Genomic DNA, 19,042 nt, shown 5'->3' with positions numbered 1-19,042 from the left:
TTGCGGCGGGCCTTGGACGGCTTGGGCCAAGCGGTAGGCGCCAGCCAGGTTCCCTGGCGGACACTCCCTCGTGGTGACCGCTTATTGCTCTTCCTGGGCTTGTGGCCGGCGTTCCTGGGTCTTCACCTCGCGGGCTTGGCTCAGTTCAGCGCGCAGCTGGTCGATTTGGTGGCTGTAGGTCTCGTGAAGGTCCTTGACGCGTTGTTCACCATGGGCGCGCTCACGCTCGACGTCGGCTCTGGCGGCCTCCCGCTCCGCCGTCAGGGTCGCCACGGTGCTGCGCATATCGGCTGCAGCTTCGCGGGTGGCCTCAAGGTCGGCGCGGACTGCCGCCAGCTGACGCCGGGCCTCTTCGGCTGCAGATTCCTCGCGGTCAGCGCGTGCCCGCTCCGCCTCGGTGCGGCTCTCGGCTATTCCGGTACGTTGCTCTGCCTCAATCCGGGCCCGTTCCTCTGTCGCGGCCCGTTCTGCGGCTGCGTCACGTGCCTGTTCAGCCAAAGTCAGTTGCCCACGGAGTGCTTCAAGGTCGGCCCGCAGCCCGGCATTCTCCGCTTGCGCCAGTTCCCGATCGCTGGCGGCCGAGGCATGGGCCTGCGCGAGTTCATCGGTGAGTTGCTGAGCCTGGGACAGGGCGGCGTCCAGATCCTGCTGGCGACCTGACAGCTCCAGGGCGAGGTCCTCGCTCGTTCGCGTTGCTTCTTCAGCTGCCGCGTCGGCTTCGGCTTTCTCGGCCTCGGCCCGGCGCTGAGCCTGCTCAGCACGGGTAGCTCTCGCGTTCGCGGCTGCAACCCGCTCGGCGGCTTCGCTGGCTACTGACTCAATCTGAGCTTCTGCCGCCTCGGGATCCCCCACGGTGCGAAGTTCCTCAAGAAGTGTCGCGAGCTGCCCGCCCAGGTGCTCGATCATCCCGCTAACCTGGCCCGTGATCTCACTGGCACGCTGACGCGCAGAGTCGACAGGGCGAGCCTCAACGCCCCGGGCAGCGTCCCCGTTGGGGCGCTGCCGTGCGCGCCAGGCCGAGGCGCGGTTATGCGCGGGGTCATCACAGTATTCGGGCGGCCGGCCTGTGCCGGCCTCCGCTGCCATGGCGGGCCGCTGGCAGCCCGGGTAGCGGCAAGTGCGTGCGTCCACTTCAACAATGCTGTCGCTCATAGCGTCATCTTATCGTCTTTCGTTCCTTTTAGGAAGACGTAACGAAAATACATAACGTAACTAAATACGGAACCGCTGCACGCCGGGCTCGATAGGTCTCCTGCAGCCCTCTGACGCGTAGCGTGGAGGTCATGGGACGCGTCCGCGACGAAGGCTGGAAGGGGCCTCGATGACGGTTAACAGGTCACTGGCTGGAGCCGGCCTGCCAGCGGGACTGGCGCCTCCGGTAACAGTGGCCTTGGCCCGGGCTGTCACAAAGATGCCGCGGGTCGGCGCAATCCCCGGGACTTTGCTCTATGAACCCAAGTGGGACGGCTATATTCACTGCACTCTGTCAATCGGCACGTCTAAGCGGAGCTGTCGCGGTGAGGGACCCCTCATTGGGACTGCGTTGAGGATTCCGGAACGATAACAGTGGTGCGACCGGGTAGTCGTATGGCGGAGCGTTCAATACTATGAGGCGTGGCCGCGCCAATTAAAGGTTCAGACTTGTGCAGGACCTTGACGGTTGTCCTGCTGGGTTTCTCTCTCTTTGCTACGTCGTGCGCCACCTCAGGGTCTACAGTCGCTGGAGGTGAAGGTGCCCCTGTCTCCAAAGAGCCGATACCCACTGCGGACTCACCGGTCACCCCTGAGATTTCGCCTGCGGACGGGGCGATTGCCTTTACGGCCAGCACGCTGAGTCAGGAGCTGGCAGGGAATTCTCGGTTTGCCTCGGTCGAAGTGAAGGAGGGAACCCGGATCATCGTTCATTGGCACGGTCCGACAGATTCGATGCAAAGGGACCTACGGGCCCGGTTTCCGAACGTCAACATTCAGGTCGAGTCCGCGACCTGCTCTCCTGGGAGACTTAGGGATTTTGCCAGCGAACTGCAGGCCTCAGACCCCGCCGTGAATATCACTTCGGTATCCCCTGATGGATCCCACTTGGCACTCACGCTCGACGAATCAATTGCGGCAACGGCGGACATTGCCGGACTCGAGCGCAAGTACTCGGCGGCAGCCGGCTGCCCGGTCAAAGTGCAGTTTGGGGACATCGCCCCTGCGGCGGGCTGATCCGTCTCATTGAAGGTTCCTCAAACGCGGCGTAGAAGCGTCGCGGCCAGCCACCGACTAACGGGACGGGTTGCGGGCGGGCCTCTTTCGGGATGTGCTCATGGCCGTCCCTCCGGCCCATCACAGTTTTCGGCGGCGCGTAGGATCCGCTGAAGGCGCGTCAGAACCATTTACAGTCTCCAGGAGGTAACGTTCTTGGCTAACTCCTTGCAGAAGACGGGCTGTGCTGTTTGTCTGGTACTCATCTGATTGATGGATGGGGGTCCAAGGTGGAAGCGTCAAAATTGTCAACGGCGACGATGCGTACCGGGATAGGTCTGGCTGTAATCGCTGCCTTATTGGTAGTGATGAGCCCGCTCATCATTGGTAATTTCGGCACCACTACATTCGTGGGGGACGCACCCGTGGCAATACTGGTCACGACGATTTACCTGCTAGCCCCAGTCGTGTGCCTCCTATTCTCTGCGGTCTTAGTTGCAGCTTCTCTCATCATGCGCCACGCTGAAGCGCTGAAAACAGACTCTCTAACTGGGCGTTAGAAGCGCGGTGAGGGATCATCACCGGTTGCAGCGGTGGAGCCGCGTTAGCAATTTACGGCGCCGTGACCGGTCCCCTCGTGGTACGTACTAAGAGTCCTAATCGTTCTATTCGGCGCGATCGCGTTGTGGACTGCAAGGTAAGAGAACTGAGCATAAAAAGGCGAAGCGCGTCCCTTCAAGCGTTGGGTCCGCATGTATCTAGAGTGTGCACTCACGGCTGGCGTCCCGTTCAGCGTTCCCCGAACAGGACGTCCCGCTGAAAAGCCCGAAGGCTCTCTGTTGGTAGGCACTAGTGCTGCGACAATGAGCAATCAGTTGGGAGGCACCGGGATCGCTGGGAGTCCCGTCTCTACTGGCGACAAACCGGGGCAAGGCCATGCCTCACCGGGACCGAGTGTCGCCGGAACTCCCGCGCATTCCCCAGGCGGCTCTCCAGAGATCCCGGAGGCCCCGCCGCCAGCGCTGATAACAAATTCGCCGACAACTGTCTTTCCGGTTGCGTCGTAGACGGGAATGACGAACGTTTTGCCCTTGATTGATTCCTGCCAGGCGAGAGCATCGGCTGGGCTCTTGAACGTCTTGCTGGCGGTGGTTCCATTAGCGTCATCGAGGTCGGTCCGATAGGCGTAGCCCTGTGTTCCGTTGGTTGCTATCACGGCGACCAGATCGGGGCTTCCGTTGTCGTTTTCTGCGCCGTAGGTATCTCCGTTGGCGTTTACTCCCCAGTCGGTGGTTTTGGCGTCAACGTATTGGGCTGTTAGTTTCCAGCGGGCCTCGGGGCTGGTGGTGATCGTGATGCTCTCATCTCCGGCCTTGAGAGGAATCGTATAGCCGCTCCAGTCCTGGCGTGTTCCCACGTCAGCTTGGCTGCAGATGATGTTGGCGCCGTCCTCAAGGGTGAAGCGCCCAGGGCTGAGGCAGTTCAGCTGCACATCGATGCCCGTAGCACCTTCCGGGGCCGGACCGAGCTGAACAGTGGCCGTTCCCGTGCGAGTCTCCGTCACAGGTGACGCCAACGGGGTTACCTGAGTTGAACCCGGAATGGAGAAGAGGCCTCCGGCGGTGGCGCCTACCCCGCCCAAGACACCGATGCCGGCGAAGACGGCAGCGCCGGCCCAGAGGCGGGTGCGTTTCCGTGTACGGGCGGGGGCAGCCTTTTCGACACGTGTCAGCAGTTCGGCCCGCAGTGCATCGCTGAAAACGTCGTCAACGTGGAGTTGCTTCATGGCCGTTCTCCTTCCAGAACCGGGGTTGGAGCGGTGGGCGGTTTAGTAGATGTGTCGCCGTCGAGGGCGGCTCTTAAGCGTTGACGAGCCCTGTGCATCCGTGATTTTGCTGCCGCAGGAGTGAGGTTCAGGACGGCGGCTGCCGCAGCAACCGTCCGCTCTTCGAAGACGATCAGGCTCACCAAATGCAGGTCTTCTGCCGTGAGTGTATTCAGCGCGGTTGTGAGGCCCTGATCGAGCTGGTTCTGGTATTTCCGATATGGATCTGCAGCGGGGTCGTTGGCCTCCTGGCTACGGGGAAGGGAATTCAGAAGCCGCTGGTAGCGGAGGGCAGCACGGACGCGGTTGCGTGCCATGTTCGTGGTCGTGACCAGCAGCCAAGGAAGAATGGATCCTTCCACGACCCGGACCTGCTCTCGGCGGCGCCAGAGTTCAAGGAACGAGGCTGCCATGATGTCTTCAGCATCGTGGTGGTTGCCGCACAACCGGTACGCGTGGCGGAAAACCCTGTCTCGGTGCCGGTCATAGAGGATGCCAAAGGCGTCGCCCTGGCCTAGTAGGCTTCGGTGCCACAGCTCCTCTTCCCCGCTTTCGTTGTTCCCCATGCCCCTTAGTGTCCGGCAAAGCCCAAAAGGTTTCACTGAAGCGGAGAAACTTCAAATTTTTCGGAAAAGACGGCGGCCGCTTCCCCGCAGAGCCAGGCGAGCTCTCAGGTCGGCTAGCGCTCTTGCATGTTGTGTGTCCCGAAAGGGTTCCTCAAACGGGACTTCGAATCCCAGGCGCAGTGCATCCGTTGCGTTCCTGTTGTCCGACCGGCTAACGGATGCACTGCCTCTGCATACGCTCTAGGCCCGGCCTTCCGGGCGATGTCGGCGTAACAAGGCACGATGCTTGTATGAGCAAGTTGAACCATGAATGGGCGATCAAAGAAATTGACCAGTTCCTACGCGTGACCGACCAAGTCGGCTACGACAATAGTGGCGGTGGAGTCGTAGTCCTTGGAACACACCTGCGCGGATCACAGACTGAAGCATCACAGCGTGCGCACGTGGTGGAGCAGATTCTTGATCGTGTTCTGCCTGGTTGGGGACAGGATCGGCCAGAGAAGGATATGAAATTTGTTTGGCTCCGGGACCAAGCCTCAAGAGCCAAGGCTGCGATGCAAAGGGCGGCGGAGCTTGCTGAGAATCTAGGGGATAACGCCCCAGATATGGATGCGGCCAATCTTCACCCCTGGGCTTGGGAAAACGGGCGATCCTACTGGAACACAGGGCATTATCATCAGGCCGTAATGCAGGCCGCTATCCGCGTCAACGCCGAGACGCAAGCGAAGCTGGAGCGCATGGATGTATCTGAGACAGCGCTTTTCAATGAGGCCTTCTCAATGGATGAGCCGAAGGAAGGTGCGCCGCGACTCAGGCTGACAGAAGACGACGGGGGCAAGACATATCAGAACCATCATCGGGGCGCTCGATCATTTGCGGATGGGCTTTATACAGCGATCCGCAATCCTGGCATGCATAAGCCGCAGGAAAGTCGCGGAGGCGAGGAGCAGCTTGCCCTAGAACAACTGGCAGCCTTCAGCTTGCTGGCCCGTTGGATCGACCAGGCCAAAGTCCACCGGATATAAGTTTCAGATCGCGATCCCCTTACGGACAGCAAGACCATCGCATAAGCCGACTTGATGTGGCTCCAAACCTCACTGCGGCGAGTTCAGGTTGTGAGACTCCACTCCAATCCGAGCAATTACACGTCACAAACAAATTGAGCGGCGCTCAGGTTCATCAGGGCAACCCTTTGAAATAGATTGCATCCTCACAAAGAGGCCTATTCTGAGGGCATGGCAGAGCCCAGTGAGGTGATTCCTCCGTCGCTTCACCCGCCGCTGGAGGTGGTCTTGGCGAAGGCTGTGAAGGGCGTTCCTCCGCCTGCAGCGTTGCCTGGCCAGATGCTTTTCGAGCCGAAGTTCGACGGCTACCGGGTCCTAATTTTTCGGGACCGCGACCAGGTGAGCATTTGGTCTCGCCAAGGCAAAGAGCTGACACGGTATTTTCCGGATCTAGCGGAGGCGGCAGCGTCCATGGTTCCGCCTGGTTGTGTGGTCGATGGCGAAGCTGTGGTGTGGTCCGACGGGAGGTTGAATTTTGAAGCCCTCCAGCGGAGGTTGTCCGCAGGTAGGGAGAGACTGCAGTCCATGGCCGCAGAGCGGCCGGCCCATTTTGTCGGCTTCGACATTCTCGGTGTAGCCGGGCAAGAGGTCAGGGACCTGGCGCTTGCGGATCGTCGGACCCTGTTGGAGGAGCTGGCAACGGTCTGGGCTCCCCCGCTCTCGTTATCCCCTCAAACGACTGACCGGGACCTCGCCCGGCAGTGGTTCGAAGGTCTTGCCGGGGTTGGTATGGAAGGACTGCTGGCGAAGAGCAGCAGTCAGGCTTATATGGGCGGGAAGCGAATCTGGCTTAAGGCCAAGCATGTCTCAGAGGTGGACGTCATTTGCGCTGCCGTCATCGGCCCCCTGGAGCGACCGACCGAGATCGTGGCCGGGCTGCCTATCGATGGCGAGTTGCGTATCGTCGGCCGCAGCTCCTCGTTGAAAGCTGCTGACAGCAGGGCACTTGCTCCCTGGTTGCGGCCGCCCGCAGGGACCCACCCCTGGCCATCGGTGGTGAAGGGCACGACCCTGGACCGTTTCAATCGTGACGCGTCGCCGACCGAGCTGACGCTCGTTGATCCCGTCGTCGTTGAGGTGCTTGCCGACGCTGCTTGGTCTGGCCAGTCGTTCCGGCATTCCCTGAGGTTCCGCAGGGTCCGTCCCGAGATCGACCCAGCAGACGTCGGCGTTCCGTCACGACTGAACGTCAGAAACACGGGCCGGTGAAGGTGAAGCTGCCACTTCATTGCGTCGGCGGCGAAGGTGCACGAGGCTTTCCTCCAGGGCTTTGACCTCTCCCAGCCACTGGTGCTTCCGGGCTTCGTCCAGGCGCGCTTCCGCATTCGCGGTCATATCCTCTATTCGCCCTGTCTCTGCGGGGTCGACCTGCAGGAACCGGCATTTGATGCAGGCGTGTTCGTGCACGCAGGGGGTGGCGTAGGGGCGATGACAGGTCCCCAGTGCGACCCGTCGTAGGAGAAAGTGCTGTTCAAACTCTTGCCATTCCTCGGACGATGCCGGGCGGAGTTCATGGCTGGGACGGGTATGCCGGCGGCGTTCAATAAAGGCGTGGTGGGCCTGGATGACGTGTTCGGGGAACACTGCTGTGTACCCGCGGGTGGTTTCCAGGTTCAGGTGTCCGAGGAGGGTCGAGACAATGTGCAGGGGTAATCCGGAACCAACGAGCTCGGTGGCGAAGAGTCTCCGGAAGTCGTGGGGTGTAAACGTCACGGGTATACCGCCGTCGCTGAGGCCTGCATAGGAAGCTATGCCGATGAGCAGCTTCCGAACGTAGTGGTAGGACAAGACGTTTTGGGTTGGCCCGACCAGACGGGCGAACAGGTGAGGCAACGGTTCGCTGAAGGTCTTGTCGTTGGGATCGTACCGGGTTGAAAGTGGCACCGCTTTGCCGGTCCCGCGGGCGCGCCGCTGGACTTCAACGAGGACTTTGACGAGTTCCGGAGACATCGGGATCAGGCGTTCCTGGTCGTTCTTGGACGGCACGATATGCAGGAGCGGCACGATGGTGTTGGTTGTGGGGGCCACATAGTGGCGAAGGGACAGCTGGGTCAGCTCCAGCAGTTCTTCTATTCGGACCCCCGTTTCCTTGAGGGTCGCTGCCACCGCCCAGCCCCAGAAGCAGTCAGCTTCGAATGCCGTGATGTCGGCCCGCTTTCCGACGGAAACAGGCGGCGTGGCATCTTCATCCGCTGCTATCACTTCAGCCCAAATTCGGGCGCGGGTGTTCGCCTTGGCGCGTACGGGCGGGTCGTGGCGCCGGTACGTGACCCCCTCGACGGTGTAGGTCTCCGTGTGGGCGGCGGCCAAGGTGCGTTCGAGCAGGGCGCTGCCCTTTTCCTTCAATGCCTCAGCGGAGCGCATGAACGCCGGCAGCAGAGGTGTCAGGGATCGGGTGCGTTGCTGCATCCGTGCAACGACCTGGCGGCGGCGCTTGGAAGAGGCCTTGGATTCGGCGCGTGGAAGTGGGATGGGCGCGACCCAGACGCCCCAGCGTTCGGGTTGCTCGTGCGACCACTCCGCGATGTCCCGGTAAAGGGCCCGGACGGCGAAAAAGGTTGATGCCGTTTCAGTGCGGGGCATGCCTCCAAGCGTCATCTTGACACGCTCGCGCCACTGAGCTGCAACCTCCGGGGCAAGGTGAAGGTTCTGCTGCGCAGGGTTAATGTCGAGCACCTCGGCCCAGAACAAACGGATCAGCCGGTAGGAAAGACTCTCGAGCGAGCTGTAGTCCATGTTGGGTTTGAGCTCTTCAAGGTAATCGATCAGCAGATCCCTGACTCCTGACTGCGGGATGCCGTAGCGCCGGACCAGGGTTTCGACAGTGTGCCGACGGTTGACTACGTTGGCGTGCCAGGCGGCCCGCAGCGTTGGAGGCTCTCCGGCCAACGGGCCAAGGGCGACAAGAAGTTCCCATGCCAGATGCTCCTTAGCGTGCCGCATGTTTATACGAGCGGTATGTGAGTACGCGAGAAGGTCTTCCCCGCTCAGCTGCCCCAGCCGTTTTCCTGTTCTCACCATTACCCTGGCGATAGCGTTCTCAGCATTCCGGCGCACGAGCTCATGCGCTGCCTGATATTGAGGAAGCCTGCGCATACGCGGCGTTTCCTCCGGTTCGGCAGCATCCAGGAACGTGACGGCCCCACGGCTGTTGTTCCACTGCTTCGACGAAAACATCCATTCATAGGAAGGTCGAACGAGCCGGGCACGGACAATGCTCGTCATACCCAGGCTGATCTCCCGCATCGGTCGTGCCAGTCGTGCGCTAAGTTCAGTGCGTCCCGTTCTCGGCGCCTGATCCAGACCAGACGCGAACCATCGTTCATCCCACGTCTCCCCCGGAAAACGCAACAACCATCCAAGGACGTCGCGTGTAGCGAGGCTGGTGCATTTTTGGCGTTCTCCGCTCCTTCCGTAGGCTCCATTACTGCGCTCAACCCATGCGAAGGCATCCTCTGCTCCAAGCCACTGAAGATGCCGAAACTCCCAGTGCTGGTCCTGGGGACCTAAAATTCCGGCGTCAAAAGCTTGCCGGGGCATTGCCTTATTGGCTGCAGTGACAGGACTGTCGGCCTGCAGCCGCAACTCCCTTGCACGGATATATGTTTGGGCCGCGGCGACCTGTGCCGCCAGCCGGAGATCCTGAATGGTAGTTTCACCCGTCATTCGCCCAGCCCCAGCAGTTCGCGCAGCGCCGCATCATCGTACTCTGGCTCGATTCCCGGCGCCTCCCGAGGAGGTCTGGCGTAGTGCTCCAGGACTTTCTGCAATACATCCTCCATGCGGGGCTGTGTGTAGATCGTTGTGGTCGTGACGTTGACGTGCCGCAACACCGTTTGCACGTCAACAAGGGTGAAAGCCGGGTCGGCGATCATCCGCTCTGCGGCCGTGTGCCGCAAATCGTGCAGGGTCCAATTAGAGCCGAGCTCTTTTTGGGCTCTGGCAAACATCTGACGCGCGGCCGGATACCCGAGTGGCCGGCGGTTTTTCTGGTGCAGGGTCCACCACACCCGGTCACCAGGCGAGGCCGGCTGGCCCTCACGCATGTACAGCGCCAACCACACGAAAGCATCAGGGCTGGCAGGCACGAGATCGCGGTTACGGGTTCCTTTGCTAGTCACGACGAGTGTGTGTTCACCGAAGTCGTAGTCCCCATGCCGTAGTCCAAGCAGTTCTTCCGCCCGGGCCCCGCTGCTAAGCCAAAAGGACAACAAGGCCCTATCGCGATGGTTCGTCAAGCCATTGAAGATAGCCGCCATGGCCGAGTCCGGGATCCCCCGCCACGCCGGCTTTGGAACACGTTGCCGGTAGGTCCCCCGCCGTGGCGGCCGAAACTGTTCCATCGGGTTGTGGTGGGCGTATGCCCGTGTCCCGACGCCCCGCTGCCGGGGCACCGGGTTCACTAGCGGACCCAGGTTCATCTCAAGCGCGAAATCGTAAAAGCTGGACAGAACCGTGAGCTGATGATTGATGGAATTGGCTGAAAACGTGGTTCCCAATCCTCGCTTACGAGTCACCGTGTTGACCGCGGTGACCTGGTCGCTCCCTTTCCGCAGGGTATTTGCAGTTGGGGATGCACGCATGTGTTCTACCAGAGCCCTGACATCCAGCCGCTCAGCACGCTCCCAGGGCACAAACCTCCCGTGCAGGAAGCGGAACCAGCGCAACATGTCGTAGGCGTAACTACGCAACGTGGCCGGCGAACAATCCGAGGCGGCAAGGTCACGCAGGAACGATGACACCACCACGTGTTCCGCCTCCGGGAAGATGAGGCGATACGGAAGACCAGTATTAGCTTTCAGGACCCTGCCGACGTTGCCAGTCACAGTCCCATCCTTCCAGCTGGTATTTCCCAAAAGACCAACTCAAGGTGCAGTTAACATGCCGGGCCGTCTGCATCCGTGACGATAACGGCGCCACGTTGTGGTCCCGGCAGCAGAAGGAATTGACGGGGTACTTCCCGGAACTCGTTGCAGCGATCGCCGCGGCCGTGCCACCGGGATGTGTGATCGACGGCGAAGCCGTGATCTGGAGCCAGGGACGATTGAACTTCACCGCCCTGCAGCAGCGCCTGAGTGCTGGGCCAAAGACTCTTCCCGGGCTGGTTGCTGCAACGCCGGCCAGCTACGCTGCGTTCGACGTCCTTGCCGTCGCCGGGCATGACGCCAGGAACCTGCCGCTGACCGACCGCCGGGCGCTCCTTGAAGAACTCGCCAGCAGCTGGGACCCGCCTCTGTCCCTCTCCCCCGCCACCACTGACCGGGAGGTAGCCGAAAAGTGGTTCGAAGACCTGCCACCCACAGGGATTGAAGGGCTGGTCATCAAAGATTTGAATCAGCCCTACACCCCGGGTGCACGCTCGTGGCTGAAGCTCAAACACAGAGAAACCGTAGACATCATCTGCGGCGCAGTGATTGGGCCGATCACCCAACCATCTGAAGTTGTTGCCGGCCTCGTCCTGGATGGGAAGCTGCGGATCGTGGGCCGGTCCACGCCACTGAAGGCGAGGGATAGTAGGGAGCTGGCGAGATGGCTTCACCCGCCTGTGGGTGAGCATCCCTGGCCAACCAGTGTGAAAGGTACGGCCCTGGACAGGTTCAACCGGGACAAGGAACCCGTGGCGCTGACGCTCGTGGAGCCCCTGGTTATTGAGGTCTCCGCAGATACCGCATGGTCAGGAAGATCCTTCCGGCACCCCTTGCGGATACTCCGGGCCAGGCCGGAGCTATCACCTGCCGACGTGACGTTGCCGGACCGGCTTCATGCGGGTTAGCGATCCGTGCGGATCACTAGGAGGTTTTGACCCTCTTCCAGAAGCGCGTAGAGGTTTTCCCGCGCTTCTTCATAGGTGTCGCCCTCGGCCTCGATGTGGTTGGAGCTGCCGTCCGGGTTAGTGATAGTGCCGCGAGTATCACCGCCTGAGTCTATCTATTTGCCTGCGGGCTCGGCGGGCTCGATGAGCTCCGGCCCGTTGTTGCGGACACTGTTGACCCGGGGGCTGACAATCCTTGGTGTCAGAGTCGGTTCTGGCAGGGAGTCCAGCAGGTGCTGGATGTCGTTCTTGTCGGTCAGGTCCGGGTCGAGCCATTCCGCGAAACGGTCCCGCGGGATGATCACCGGGGCGGTCATGGACGTGGCCCAGGGCGTCCTGGGTGGCTGGATATCTACTTGCGAAGGCAATTCTTGATCCCTGTGGAATCATCGCGTGACCCCCGTTGCGCGCGTACGACCGGACCTGGTACCCCGCAGACGTCCAGGTACATGACAAGACCCCCGCCATGTGAGCGAGGGCCTTGCCGTTCGGGACTCTTGGCTACCAACCTGAATGAACCGAAACACCAATCTACCTGCCCTCACTCAGCAACAGCTCAAGATTGGCTATCAGATACCCCAAGTATGTATGACACCCACGTGGCATCGTCCACGGGAAATTATGCGGACTGCGGAAACCCGGCGAACATGCGACGTCACAGTTCCAGTCGCGTCAGTTTTGGGCCGCCCCGCTTCGCGAGCTGCGCCCACCTTGGGGCGAGACTCCATCAGCGCCTCGTGGCAACCAGAGGTCTTGACCGGCGTGTGGCATGCTTCCAGCTATGGACGACTCGCAGGTCTGGGAGACGCTCGGATTGGCCCAAGCCGCCTATATTGCAGCTACCTCGCCGGCATACGACCAAGTGCTCACCGACGTCGCTGACCGAATTCAGGCGACCGGCAGCATCGGCAAGGCCGATATCGGGGCGTTGCTCTTCTGGAAGCGCCTCCGCGCGGATACGAGATGGGTTCCACGGCTGATGACCTTGGAAGAACCGGAAGTTCGGGCAGTAACGACGAATGCGGTAAAGGCCGTAACAGATGGATCGCTGACCGTACCGGAGGCGGCTTATGCGGGGCGGGGTGCGCTGACGCCGTTGCCTGGTTTCAGAACGGGAGATGCACTCGCGTCAGCTCTCCTGCTGGCAGCAGCGCCCGAACGCATGGCCGTATACGACCGACGAGCCCGAGCCGGATTGATGACTTTGGGCCGTACGCTCTCCGCGGCGCCCGGTAGGTACGGACGCTACATGGCGTTGGTGGAAGAACTGCGATTGTTGGCGCAGCGGAACGGGCACGTTTGGTCTGCGAGAAATGTCGACGTGGCGCTCTACTGTCTCGGTGGCCCGAACCAGCTGTCTGCATAGGGCGGGCTAAGGACGCGCCCGGGAACCAGCGGCATGTCGGATCTTTCTGTCGATGATCGGCAGCTGGCTGTCCACCGAGGATGGCCATACCCTCTCGGCATTTCCTCTCTAACGCAATGCGTACCTCACGTAGCGCTCAAGTAGTAAACGTTGACGATCCAGTTCCAACGCTTCGACGGGTATGCCAAAGAAGGAATCAACTTCCTTATCCAAGGCGAGGTGGGCTGCCAGCAAATCCTCTGGCATGGCGCTCGGGTCGTAGAGGCTCTCGAGTGAAGCCCCTGGGTGTTTGGCTCGCGCGGCCAGCACCCTTGAGCCGGCGTCAACTATTACTTTGCGTGGTCCAGGATCTGTATGTCCAAGGGGAAAGTTGTTCCAAACGATGGTGTTCGAGAAACGATAGTCGGATTTGAGCCTTCCTCCGACCAGGCGTTGCCAATCCATGAATATTGAGGACGAAATTAGTGCGAATAGGAAGCCATCCTCGTCCGGTGCGGTAAAAGCCAGGTTGCTCGTAATAACCTCTGGCTTCATGCGGGCCGTCGTCAAGTACGCTCGGTTCTCGCTGACGACAGACGGAATGCATAGGTAGGGACGTTTCGGCTGGCGTATCTCACTGAAAATGTGCGGAGTTGCTGCCTGAGTTCGGGTTGCGGCTTTGGTACTCGCAAGACGCATCTGTCGAACGCGTTCGACTCGTTCCAGGAGAATAGGTGAGGCCTCAATATCTGCCTCTGTTGCATCCACGAGCCATAGACACCATCGGTCAGTCCCACCGATCAGCTCATCGGCCCCGATGAACGAACGCAAATATTTGGCCGCGATGGGATCGGCCACCACATGGTCATATTCCGGCTTCTTGACCACCAGAAATCCACCATCCACTGGCTTAGATCCATAGTTCACCTCAGGCAACGAAGGCGTGAGTGGTTTGGATCGCTTCCGGACCAGGACGTTTGGACCGTCAACGAGGTAAGCGTTGATGAACGGAACTTCGTTGTGCTGGACTGCTCCCTTGCCTCCGCTGTAATCCCACAGCTGCGGCCGGGGGCCGCCCCTGTCGAAGCCAACGATCACACAATGGACAGCAGCTTTGCCCGAAGCCTCCGATTCCCAGGGGAACGTCCGGTGAGCGAACCGAATTCTCCATCCGTCCCTGAAGATCGGCCCAAAGAGGGCTGGAACTGGTTGCCCCTGGGCAATGGAGTTCGTCGTGACGTAGGCGAATCTGGCTCCCGTCGTCGAAGATAAGAAGGTAATGGCTTTAGCGTGCCATCCAGTGACGTAGTCCAGATACCCGTCATAGTCGTTACCCCAGGCGAGCTGCAGATCCGCAGTCTGCTCATCTGTCCGTAGTGACTGGCCTGCGTAGGGCGGATTGCCTGCAACGATCGTGTCGTCGTCGGGGCGAAAGAGGTCGGACCATTCGAACCGAAGGCTGTTTCCACGGCCTAGATTGTCTTCCGTTGCTGTAACGATGGTCGCTTGCCGCTGAATCGGCAACCTTTCAGGCGCATAGCCCAAGCGTTCGATCATTTGGAGATCGCATTGTCGGTCCATGAGGAACATGGCCGTCTCCGCAATCTTGGCCGGCCATTCGTCGATTTCGATTCCAAAGAAGTTGTCTAGGACAACCTTGGGGTCCAGAAACGTTGTCTTCCCGCGTCCCTGCCTGTTGTCCGCTGTTCCAATTGCAATTTCGAGTTGGCTGGCATCTACCTTGCTGTTGCGTTGGGATTCCTTGAGTTTGAGCCGTTCCAGGATCGCGATTTCAAGCAACCGCAGTTCTCGATAAGCGATGATAATGAAGTTCCCGCAGCCGCATGCCGGGTCCAGGAATCGGATGCGCGCCAGTCGCTCCCGTAGCTTGGTCAAAAGGGCAGTTTCTTCCCGATGATCGACCGCCTTGGCATACTCTTCCCGAAGCTCATCGAGGAATAGAGGGTTAAGGGTCCTGAGAATGTCCTTTTCCGACGTGTAGTGTTCGCCGAATTCACGCCGTGTCTTCGCATCGCGCACGGATTGGAACATCGAGCCGAAAATGGCTGGAGATATATCCGACCAGTCAGACGAAGTGGCGTCTAGGATCGCGGTACGCAGTTCCGGTCCAATCGGAGGAAGCGTAATCCGTTCTCGGAAGAGACCCCCGTTGACGTACTTAAACCCTGCGAGGTGCTTTGGCGTTGCGTCCCGGTCTTCCGGAGTGTCCAGGTAAATGAAAAGTTCGTTGAGACGATCAGCAAGATCTGAACCGTCCGGGCGCGTGTGATCAATGATGAATTTCTGGAACAGGTCCTTGTCCCACATGTCGGTGTCGTCTCCGAACATGAGGAACAGAGTGCGTGCGAGGGTTACGGAGATCCCGTGTTCGGGTGTTCCTGCTTTTTTTAGGGCGTCGAACATGGATGCCATGAGCTTGGAGGCCCGTTTGGTTTCCTTCTCCGTCTCTACGTCGAAGGCCCTCTTGACGCGTTCGATGACATCAGTTGCACTCAGGCTCTCCGTGATGCCCAGAGTGATCGCTTGAAGCCGCCTTAGCAGCTTGGGGTTTTCCATGCCTGTGACGTGCACGTGAGAAGTGAGTCTCGTAGTGACGCTACCGGCCTTAAGAGTTCGGACCGGCCAGCGCCAGACCTGCTTCGTTTCATCGTGAAAAATGAGCAGACGGTCCGTTGACGTCTTAGCAATGGCGCGGTCAACTGCGGCCTGGTCAGATGAGTTTGGCAGCTCGGGACAGACCCAGACGCGAAGCCCTTTATAACTGGACACATTGGCTATGTGATATTTTCCTCTGCCGTCCAGCGGCACGGTTATAGGTTGCTGGTCCGGCCTAGACCATCGCAGGTGCTCGAGGAAGAGTTTCTGGTAGTCATGTTTGTCAACGAGTCCGAGCAGTGTGGCAGCCATTAGTCCTGGATTCCTAGTGAGCAGACGACCCGTAGGGGGTCCTTGTCTATGGATTTGATGACGAGTTTGTCGTCGTCATGCAGCTGATTGAGGATAGCGACAAGGTCGTCGTCAGAGACCCGGATCCGCAGGGCGGCCCGGAGTTTCACTTCTGCTGCTTTCTGCAGGGGTCGTTCGTGCAAAGCGTTGAGGGCGTCTTCGCCACCGCGCATGAAGAGGGTGCCTGTAAATCGTTCCCAGATTCGTTTGCGAACGCCCTTTAGGTTGCCGGTAGCAACGCTGTCACTGGAAAGAGGGCCATGGACAAGATGCTGCAGCCTTTCGAAGTGGTCGTCTCTAAGCTGGGCGGTAGGGGTTTCCGGCTCAGCATGAAAGAGCTTGAACGCCTCGTAGGGGGTGATGAGTCTCTCCCGTTCCCGCAGACCAGCTTCTCCGCCGGTCGAGACAGCGAAAGCGTCTACACCGGAGGTTGTGTTGACGTAACAGACAACACAGCTCCGGGATTCGTTGATGAACCGGTTCCGGGTCGACTGGACCATGTCCGGCATGGCCAGAACGCGCTTGGCGATGTGTGGATGCTTTTCCAAGGCGTGCGACCAAACGAGCCAGGCCTCGCTGACCACGTCCGCTTCCTCATCCACAACCGAGTCGTCTTCCAGTGTTCCGTCGTAGAAGTTGTCGAGAATTCTGATTTCGTCATCACTGCCGAAGAACTGCTCGTCCGAGCCGAAAGCTTGTGCGGAGGACTCGAGCCGTTGCTTAATGCGCAGGCGCAGGCTGATCTGCTGCTCGACCTTTTCGTGTGAGATTAGGTAGACGTAGACGGTAAGTGACTTCTGGCCGATGCGATCCACTCGCCCGGCGCGCTGGATGAGTCGAATGATTGCCCAGGGCAGGTCGTAGTTGACGACAATGTGTGAGTCCTGGAGGTTCTGTCCTTCTGAAAGAACGTCAGTGGCAACCAACACATCGATGGGATCTGTAACTGCTGCGTCATCTGCTTTGGTCCCGGGGAGCTTATTGGAGGTTGGGGAGAAGCGGCGGGCGACGGACCCAAGATTGTCGGTGTTACCGGTAGCCAGACCGACGTTTTCGATGCCGGACTCCTGCAAGGCCTTGGCTATGTACTCGGCCGTGTCCTTGTACTCAGTGAAAACCAGAACCTTGTCTCCAGGATGGTTTTTGGTCAGCAGGTCGACGAGAGCGTTAATTTTCGAGTCCTTGGAAGGATCCCAGGTTCCGTACCTGTCTAGCAGCCAGGTGAGAGTGTCGTTGTCGCGCTCTAGGTCTGCCCTAAGTGCGTCCGTGAAGATGGTCGTGTTGAGCCACTTCGTGGATGCTGGGAGGTGCCCCCGGAGGTATTCATAACGGGAAGCGGAAGTTCCGTGTGTTCCTTCTGTCTCCTCAATGTCTTCGTCGGTCACCGCTCCGAACTGTTTATCGGCGAAGTTTCCTAACGGCACTGGAAGGCGGTTCTCGATAGCGTAAAGGTACAAGTCGTTCCGGGCCCGCTGACGCTGCAGCGACTGGATAAAGGAGTACCCGGAGGATGACAGCCGTTTGAACAGGCCGGTCCGCACAAATCCTGCAACGTTTCCGCGGCCCGTCCTGATGTCGTCGAGGATTTTTTTATCCTCTTCTGTATGCCGGTGTTTCAGAGAGTCGTAGGAAGCCAGAACATACCTCGGAAGCAGTAGAGACTTGATGGCATCCAAGGTTTCATCGTCCTCCATGAGCCGGGCCGGGTCGTCGGCGCCGAAATCATGGCTGACAGGCCGTGACACTCGGACTGGAAAGAAGAATGGTGTCCCGTCCGAGAACTCCAGGTATTCGCGCTCTACGGTTCGCCCGTCGGCCAGCATGACCGGTTTCTTCTTGGCTGTCCTCTTGATGAACGAACGCGTGCGGCGGACCAGGTGATCGCTCATCAGCCGCTTCCAGTCCTCCGATTCCTCCGAGAACCGAAACGCCGCCAGCGTATTCGTTTTCCCATCCACCTTGTCGGCCAGCGCCGGGTTCAACGCCAAGGCTGCCATTGGCTCAATACCCAGATCATCATCTTCGTCAAGGTACAGACCAATCTGATTTGCGACGTCCTCAAAGGCAAGGTTGTATGGCGTAGCGGTCAACAACAGGACCTTCGAGTCGTTCCCACGTACGTACTCTCTGATGGCCTCGTAGTCTTTTCGCGTGTTGGTGCGCAGGTTATGGGACTCGTCGCAGATCACCAGTTGGAAGCGTTTCAGCTCCGGAAGGACCTTGGCGGCCATCGAGTAAGGAACAACGCGGCCAGGGATGTCGTAGGCGTCTAGGTGTTTTTGCCACATCTCCTCAAGGTTCTTCGGGCACAGGACAAGAGTGGAGTAGTCCTCCGCGGCCTGCAGCAGCATGGCCGTGGCCACAGCGGTAAGGGTCTTGCCCAGGCCGACCACGTCCCCAAGCATTGTGCCGCCCCTACGGACTATCCGCCGCGCCAGGATTCGTACGGCGCTCTCTTGATAATCAAGGAGCAACTGATGCATTGAGGGGGGAAGTACGTAGCCGTAGCCGTCTCGGACGTCCTGGGACATGGAATGGCAGACCTTCAGGAATACCTCGAAAGGGGTGGGCTGTTCTTCTGCTGCCCAGGATTCCTCAATCAGTTCAATGATCTGTTCGGTGATCGGCAGCGAGAACGTGTCATTCCAATGGGTTATAAACCAATCGTCCAGCTTGTGCGCAGCGTCCTGTTCCAAGACGTCGACGTTAAGCTCGAGATTCCTATACAGTCCCGCCGCCGTCAGATTGGACGACCCGAGGTAGCCCATGATGGGCAGGGCATAGTGTCCTGGGTTGTGCAGGACGTAGGCTTTGCCGTGCAGAGGGCGCCGTGTGAAAACCTTGATTTCAACCAAACCAGACCGGAGCTGTCGCTTCAGTGCACGAAGCGAAGTCTGGCCTTCCTTAGTGGAAAGGCCTCTCATGAGCTGTTCCCGCAGGTGGTTTACCAGCTGGGCCTGCCGATTACGGGCAGACTCGAAATCGGCAATCCCTGCATGCGGGTCTGGCGGCTGAACCTGCTCCTGAAGATCATGCAACACGGATTCAGCGGCCGAGGGCGCAACCATCCCCACAAGGACTCGGGCAACCGGATCACCCGGGTGCCCCTCCGCTGGGTGCTTCATATCAACCAGATCGGAAAAGGTCCCCCAACCTCGCAGATCAAAGTATCCCGTTGCCACGTCTATCCGTTTATGCTCCGGGAACGTTTTGAGGAGGCTTCCTCCAAGAGTATTGGTCTCAGAGTTGTCGAAAATCGTTGGCATTTCCCCCCGC

13 protein-coding genes are annotated in these 19,042 nt (G+C 59.7%); 5 read left to right on the top strand and 8 right to left on the bottom strand.

Translation table 11 applies throughout. From position 1 onward, the window contains the following. Nucleotides 1-81: 81 nt before the first annotated feature. On the bottom strand, nt 82-1,152 hold the full coding sequence (locus FBY31_RS21515) for a hypothetical protein (protein WP_235013241.1): 1,071 nt from the start codon (nt 1,150-1,152) through the stop codon (nt 82-84). Nucleotides 1,153-2,079: 927 nt separating this feature from the next. On the opposite strand from FBY31_RS21515, the gene FBY31_RS23585 reads away from it, so the two are divergent. Beyond that, nucleotides 2,080-2,208 carry a hypothetical protein gene (locus FBY31_RS23585; RefSeq protein WP_268815660.1) on the top strand — a complete coding sequence of 43 codons (129 nt, stop codon included), beginning with the start codon at nt 2,080-2,082 and terminating at the stop codon, nt 2,206-2,208. A gap of 850 nt (nt 2,209-3,058) precedes the next feature. On the opposite strand, the gene FBY31_RS21505 is transcribed toward FBY31_RS23585, so the two are convergent. Both FBY31_RS21505 and FBY31_RS21500 read right to left on the bottom strand, forming a co-directional pair. Further along, nucleotides 3,059-3,973, bottom strand: a complete 915-nt coding sequence (locus FBY31_RS21505; RefSeq protein ID WP_200833489.1) for a peptidase M56 family protein — start codon at nt 3,971-3,973, stop codon at nt 3,059-3,061. Next, nucleotides 3,970-4,578, bottom strand: coding sequence for an RNA polymerase sigma factor (locus FBY31_RS21500; protein WP_142045735.1), 609 nt, complete (start codon nt 4,576-4,578; stop codon nt 3,970-3,972). The genes FBY31_RS21505 and FBY31_RS21500 overlap by 4 nt, the downstream gene beginning before the upstream one ends. 290 nt (nt 4,579-4,868) lie before the next feature. On the opposite strand from FBY31_RS21500, the gene FBY31_RS21495 reads away from it, so the two are divergent. Both FBY31_RS21495 and FBY31_RS21490 read left to right on the top strand, forming a co-directional pair. Beyond that, a complete protein-coding gene (locus FBY31_RS21495) occupies nt 4,869-5,603 on the top strand; it encodes a TIGR02391 family protein (RefSeq protein WP_160142500.1) in 735 nt (244 codons plus the stop codon). A 210-nt stretch (nt 5,604-5,813) separates the two neighbouring features. Then, on the top strand, nt 5,814-6,851 hold the full coding sequence (locus FBY31_RS21490; RefSeq protein ID WP_142045731.1) for an ATP-dependent DNA ligase: 1,038 nt from the start codon (nt 5,814-5,816) through the stop codon (nt 6,849-6,851). Here the strand turns inward: FBY31_RS21490 and FBY31_RS21485 are convergent. Together FBY31_RS21485 and FBY31_RS21480 are read right to left on the bottom strand one after the other, a co-directional pair. After that, nucleotides 6,819-8,867, bottom strand: coding sequence for a tyrosine-type recombinase/integrase (locus FBY31_RS21485; protein WP_160142499.1), 2,049 nt, complete (start codon nt 8,865-8,867; stop codon nt 6,819-6,821). The two genes, FBY31_RS21490 and FBY31_RS21485, sit on opposite strands and share 33 nt — an antisense overlap. A gap of 437 nt (nt 8,868-9,304) precedes the next feature. After that, the gene (locus FBY31_RS21480) at nt 9,305-10,468 is read right to left on the bottom strand and encodes a tyrosine-type recombinase/integrase (protein WP_142045725.1); all 1,164 of its coding nucleotides are present in this window, start codon (nt 10,466-10,468) and stop codon (nt 9,305-9,307) included. A 44-nt stretch (nt 10,469-10,512) separates the two neighbouring features. Here FBY31_RS21480 and FBY31_RS21475 point away from each other — a divergent pair, with 44 nt between their 5' ends. Then, entirely contained in the window at nt 10,513-11,415 is a 903-nt protein-coding gene (locus FBY31_RS21475; protein WP_142045723.1) for an ATP-dependent DNA ligase, read from the top strand. Between the two features lie 155 nt (nt 11,416-11,570). Here FBY31_RS21475 and FBY31_RS21470 read toward each other — a convergent pair whose 3' ends face one another. Beyond that, on the bottom strand, nt 11,571-11,822 hold the full coding sequence (locus FBY31_RS21470; RefSeq protein WP_327436942.1) for an SOS response-associated peptidase family protein: 252 nt from the start codon (nt 11,820-11,822) through the stop codon (nt 11,571-11,573). Nucleotides 11,823-12,235: 413 nt separating this feature from the next. Here FBY31_RS21470 and FBY31_RS21465 point away from each other — a divergent pair, with 413 nt between their 5' ends. Further along, nucleotides 12,236-12,820, top strand: a complete 585-nt coding sequence (locus tag FBY31_RS21465) for a hypothetical protein (RefSeq protein WP_235013240.1) — start codon at nt 12,236-12,238, stop codon at nt 12,818-12,820. Nucleotides 12,821-12,928: 108 nt separating this feature from the next. Here FBY31_RS21465 and FBY31_RS21460 read toward each other — a convergent pair whose 3' ends face one another. After that, the gene (locus tag FBY31_RS21460) at nt 12,929-15,727 is read right to left on the bottom strand and encodes a class I SAM-dependent DNA methyltransferase (protein ID WP_142045721.1); all 2,799 of its coding nucleotides are present in this window, start codon (nt 15,725-15,727) and stop codon (nt 12,929-12,931) included. After that, nucleotides 15,727-19,032: a helicase-related protein gene (locus FBY31_RS21455; protein ID WP_142045719.1), complete on the bottom strand. Its 3,306-nt coding sequence runs from the start codon at nt 19,030-19,032 to the stop codon at nt 15,727-15,729. The genes FBY31_RS21460 and FBY31_RS21455 overlap by 1 nt, the downstream gene beginning before the upstream one ends. Nucleotides 19,033-19,042 lie beyond the last annotated feature (10 nt).

The organism is Arthrobacter sp. SLBN-100, assembly GCF_006715305.1.
GTDB lineage: Bacteria > Actinomycetota > Actinomycetes > Actinomycetales > Micrococcaceae > Arthrobacter.
Note: the sequence above shows the minus strand (reverse complement) of the source record. Positions and strands in the feature narration are given on the sequence as shown.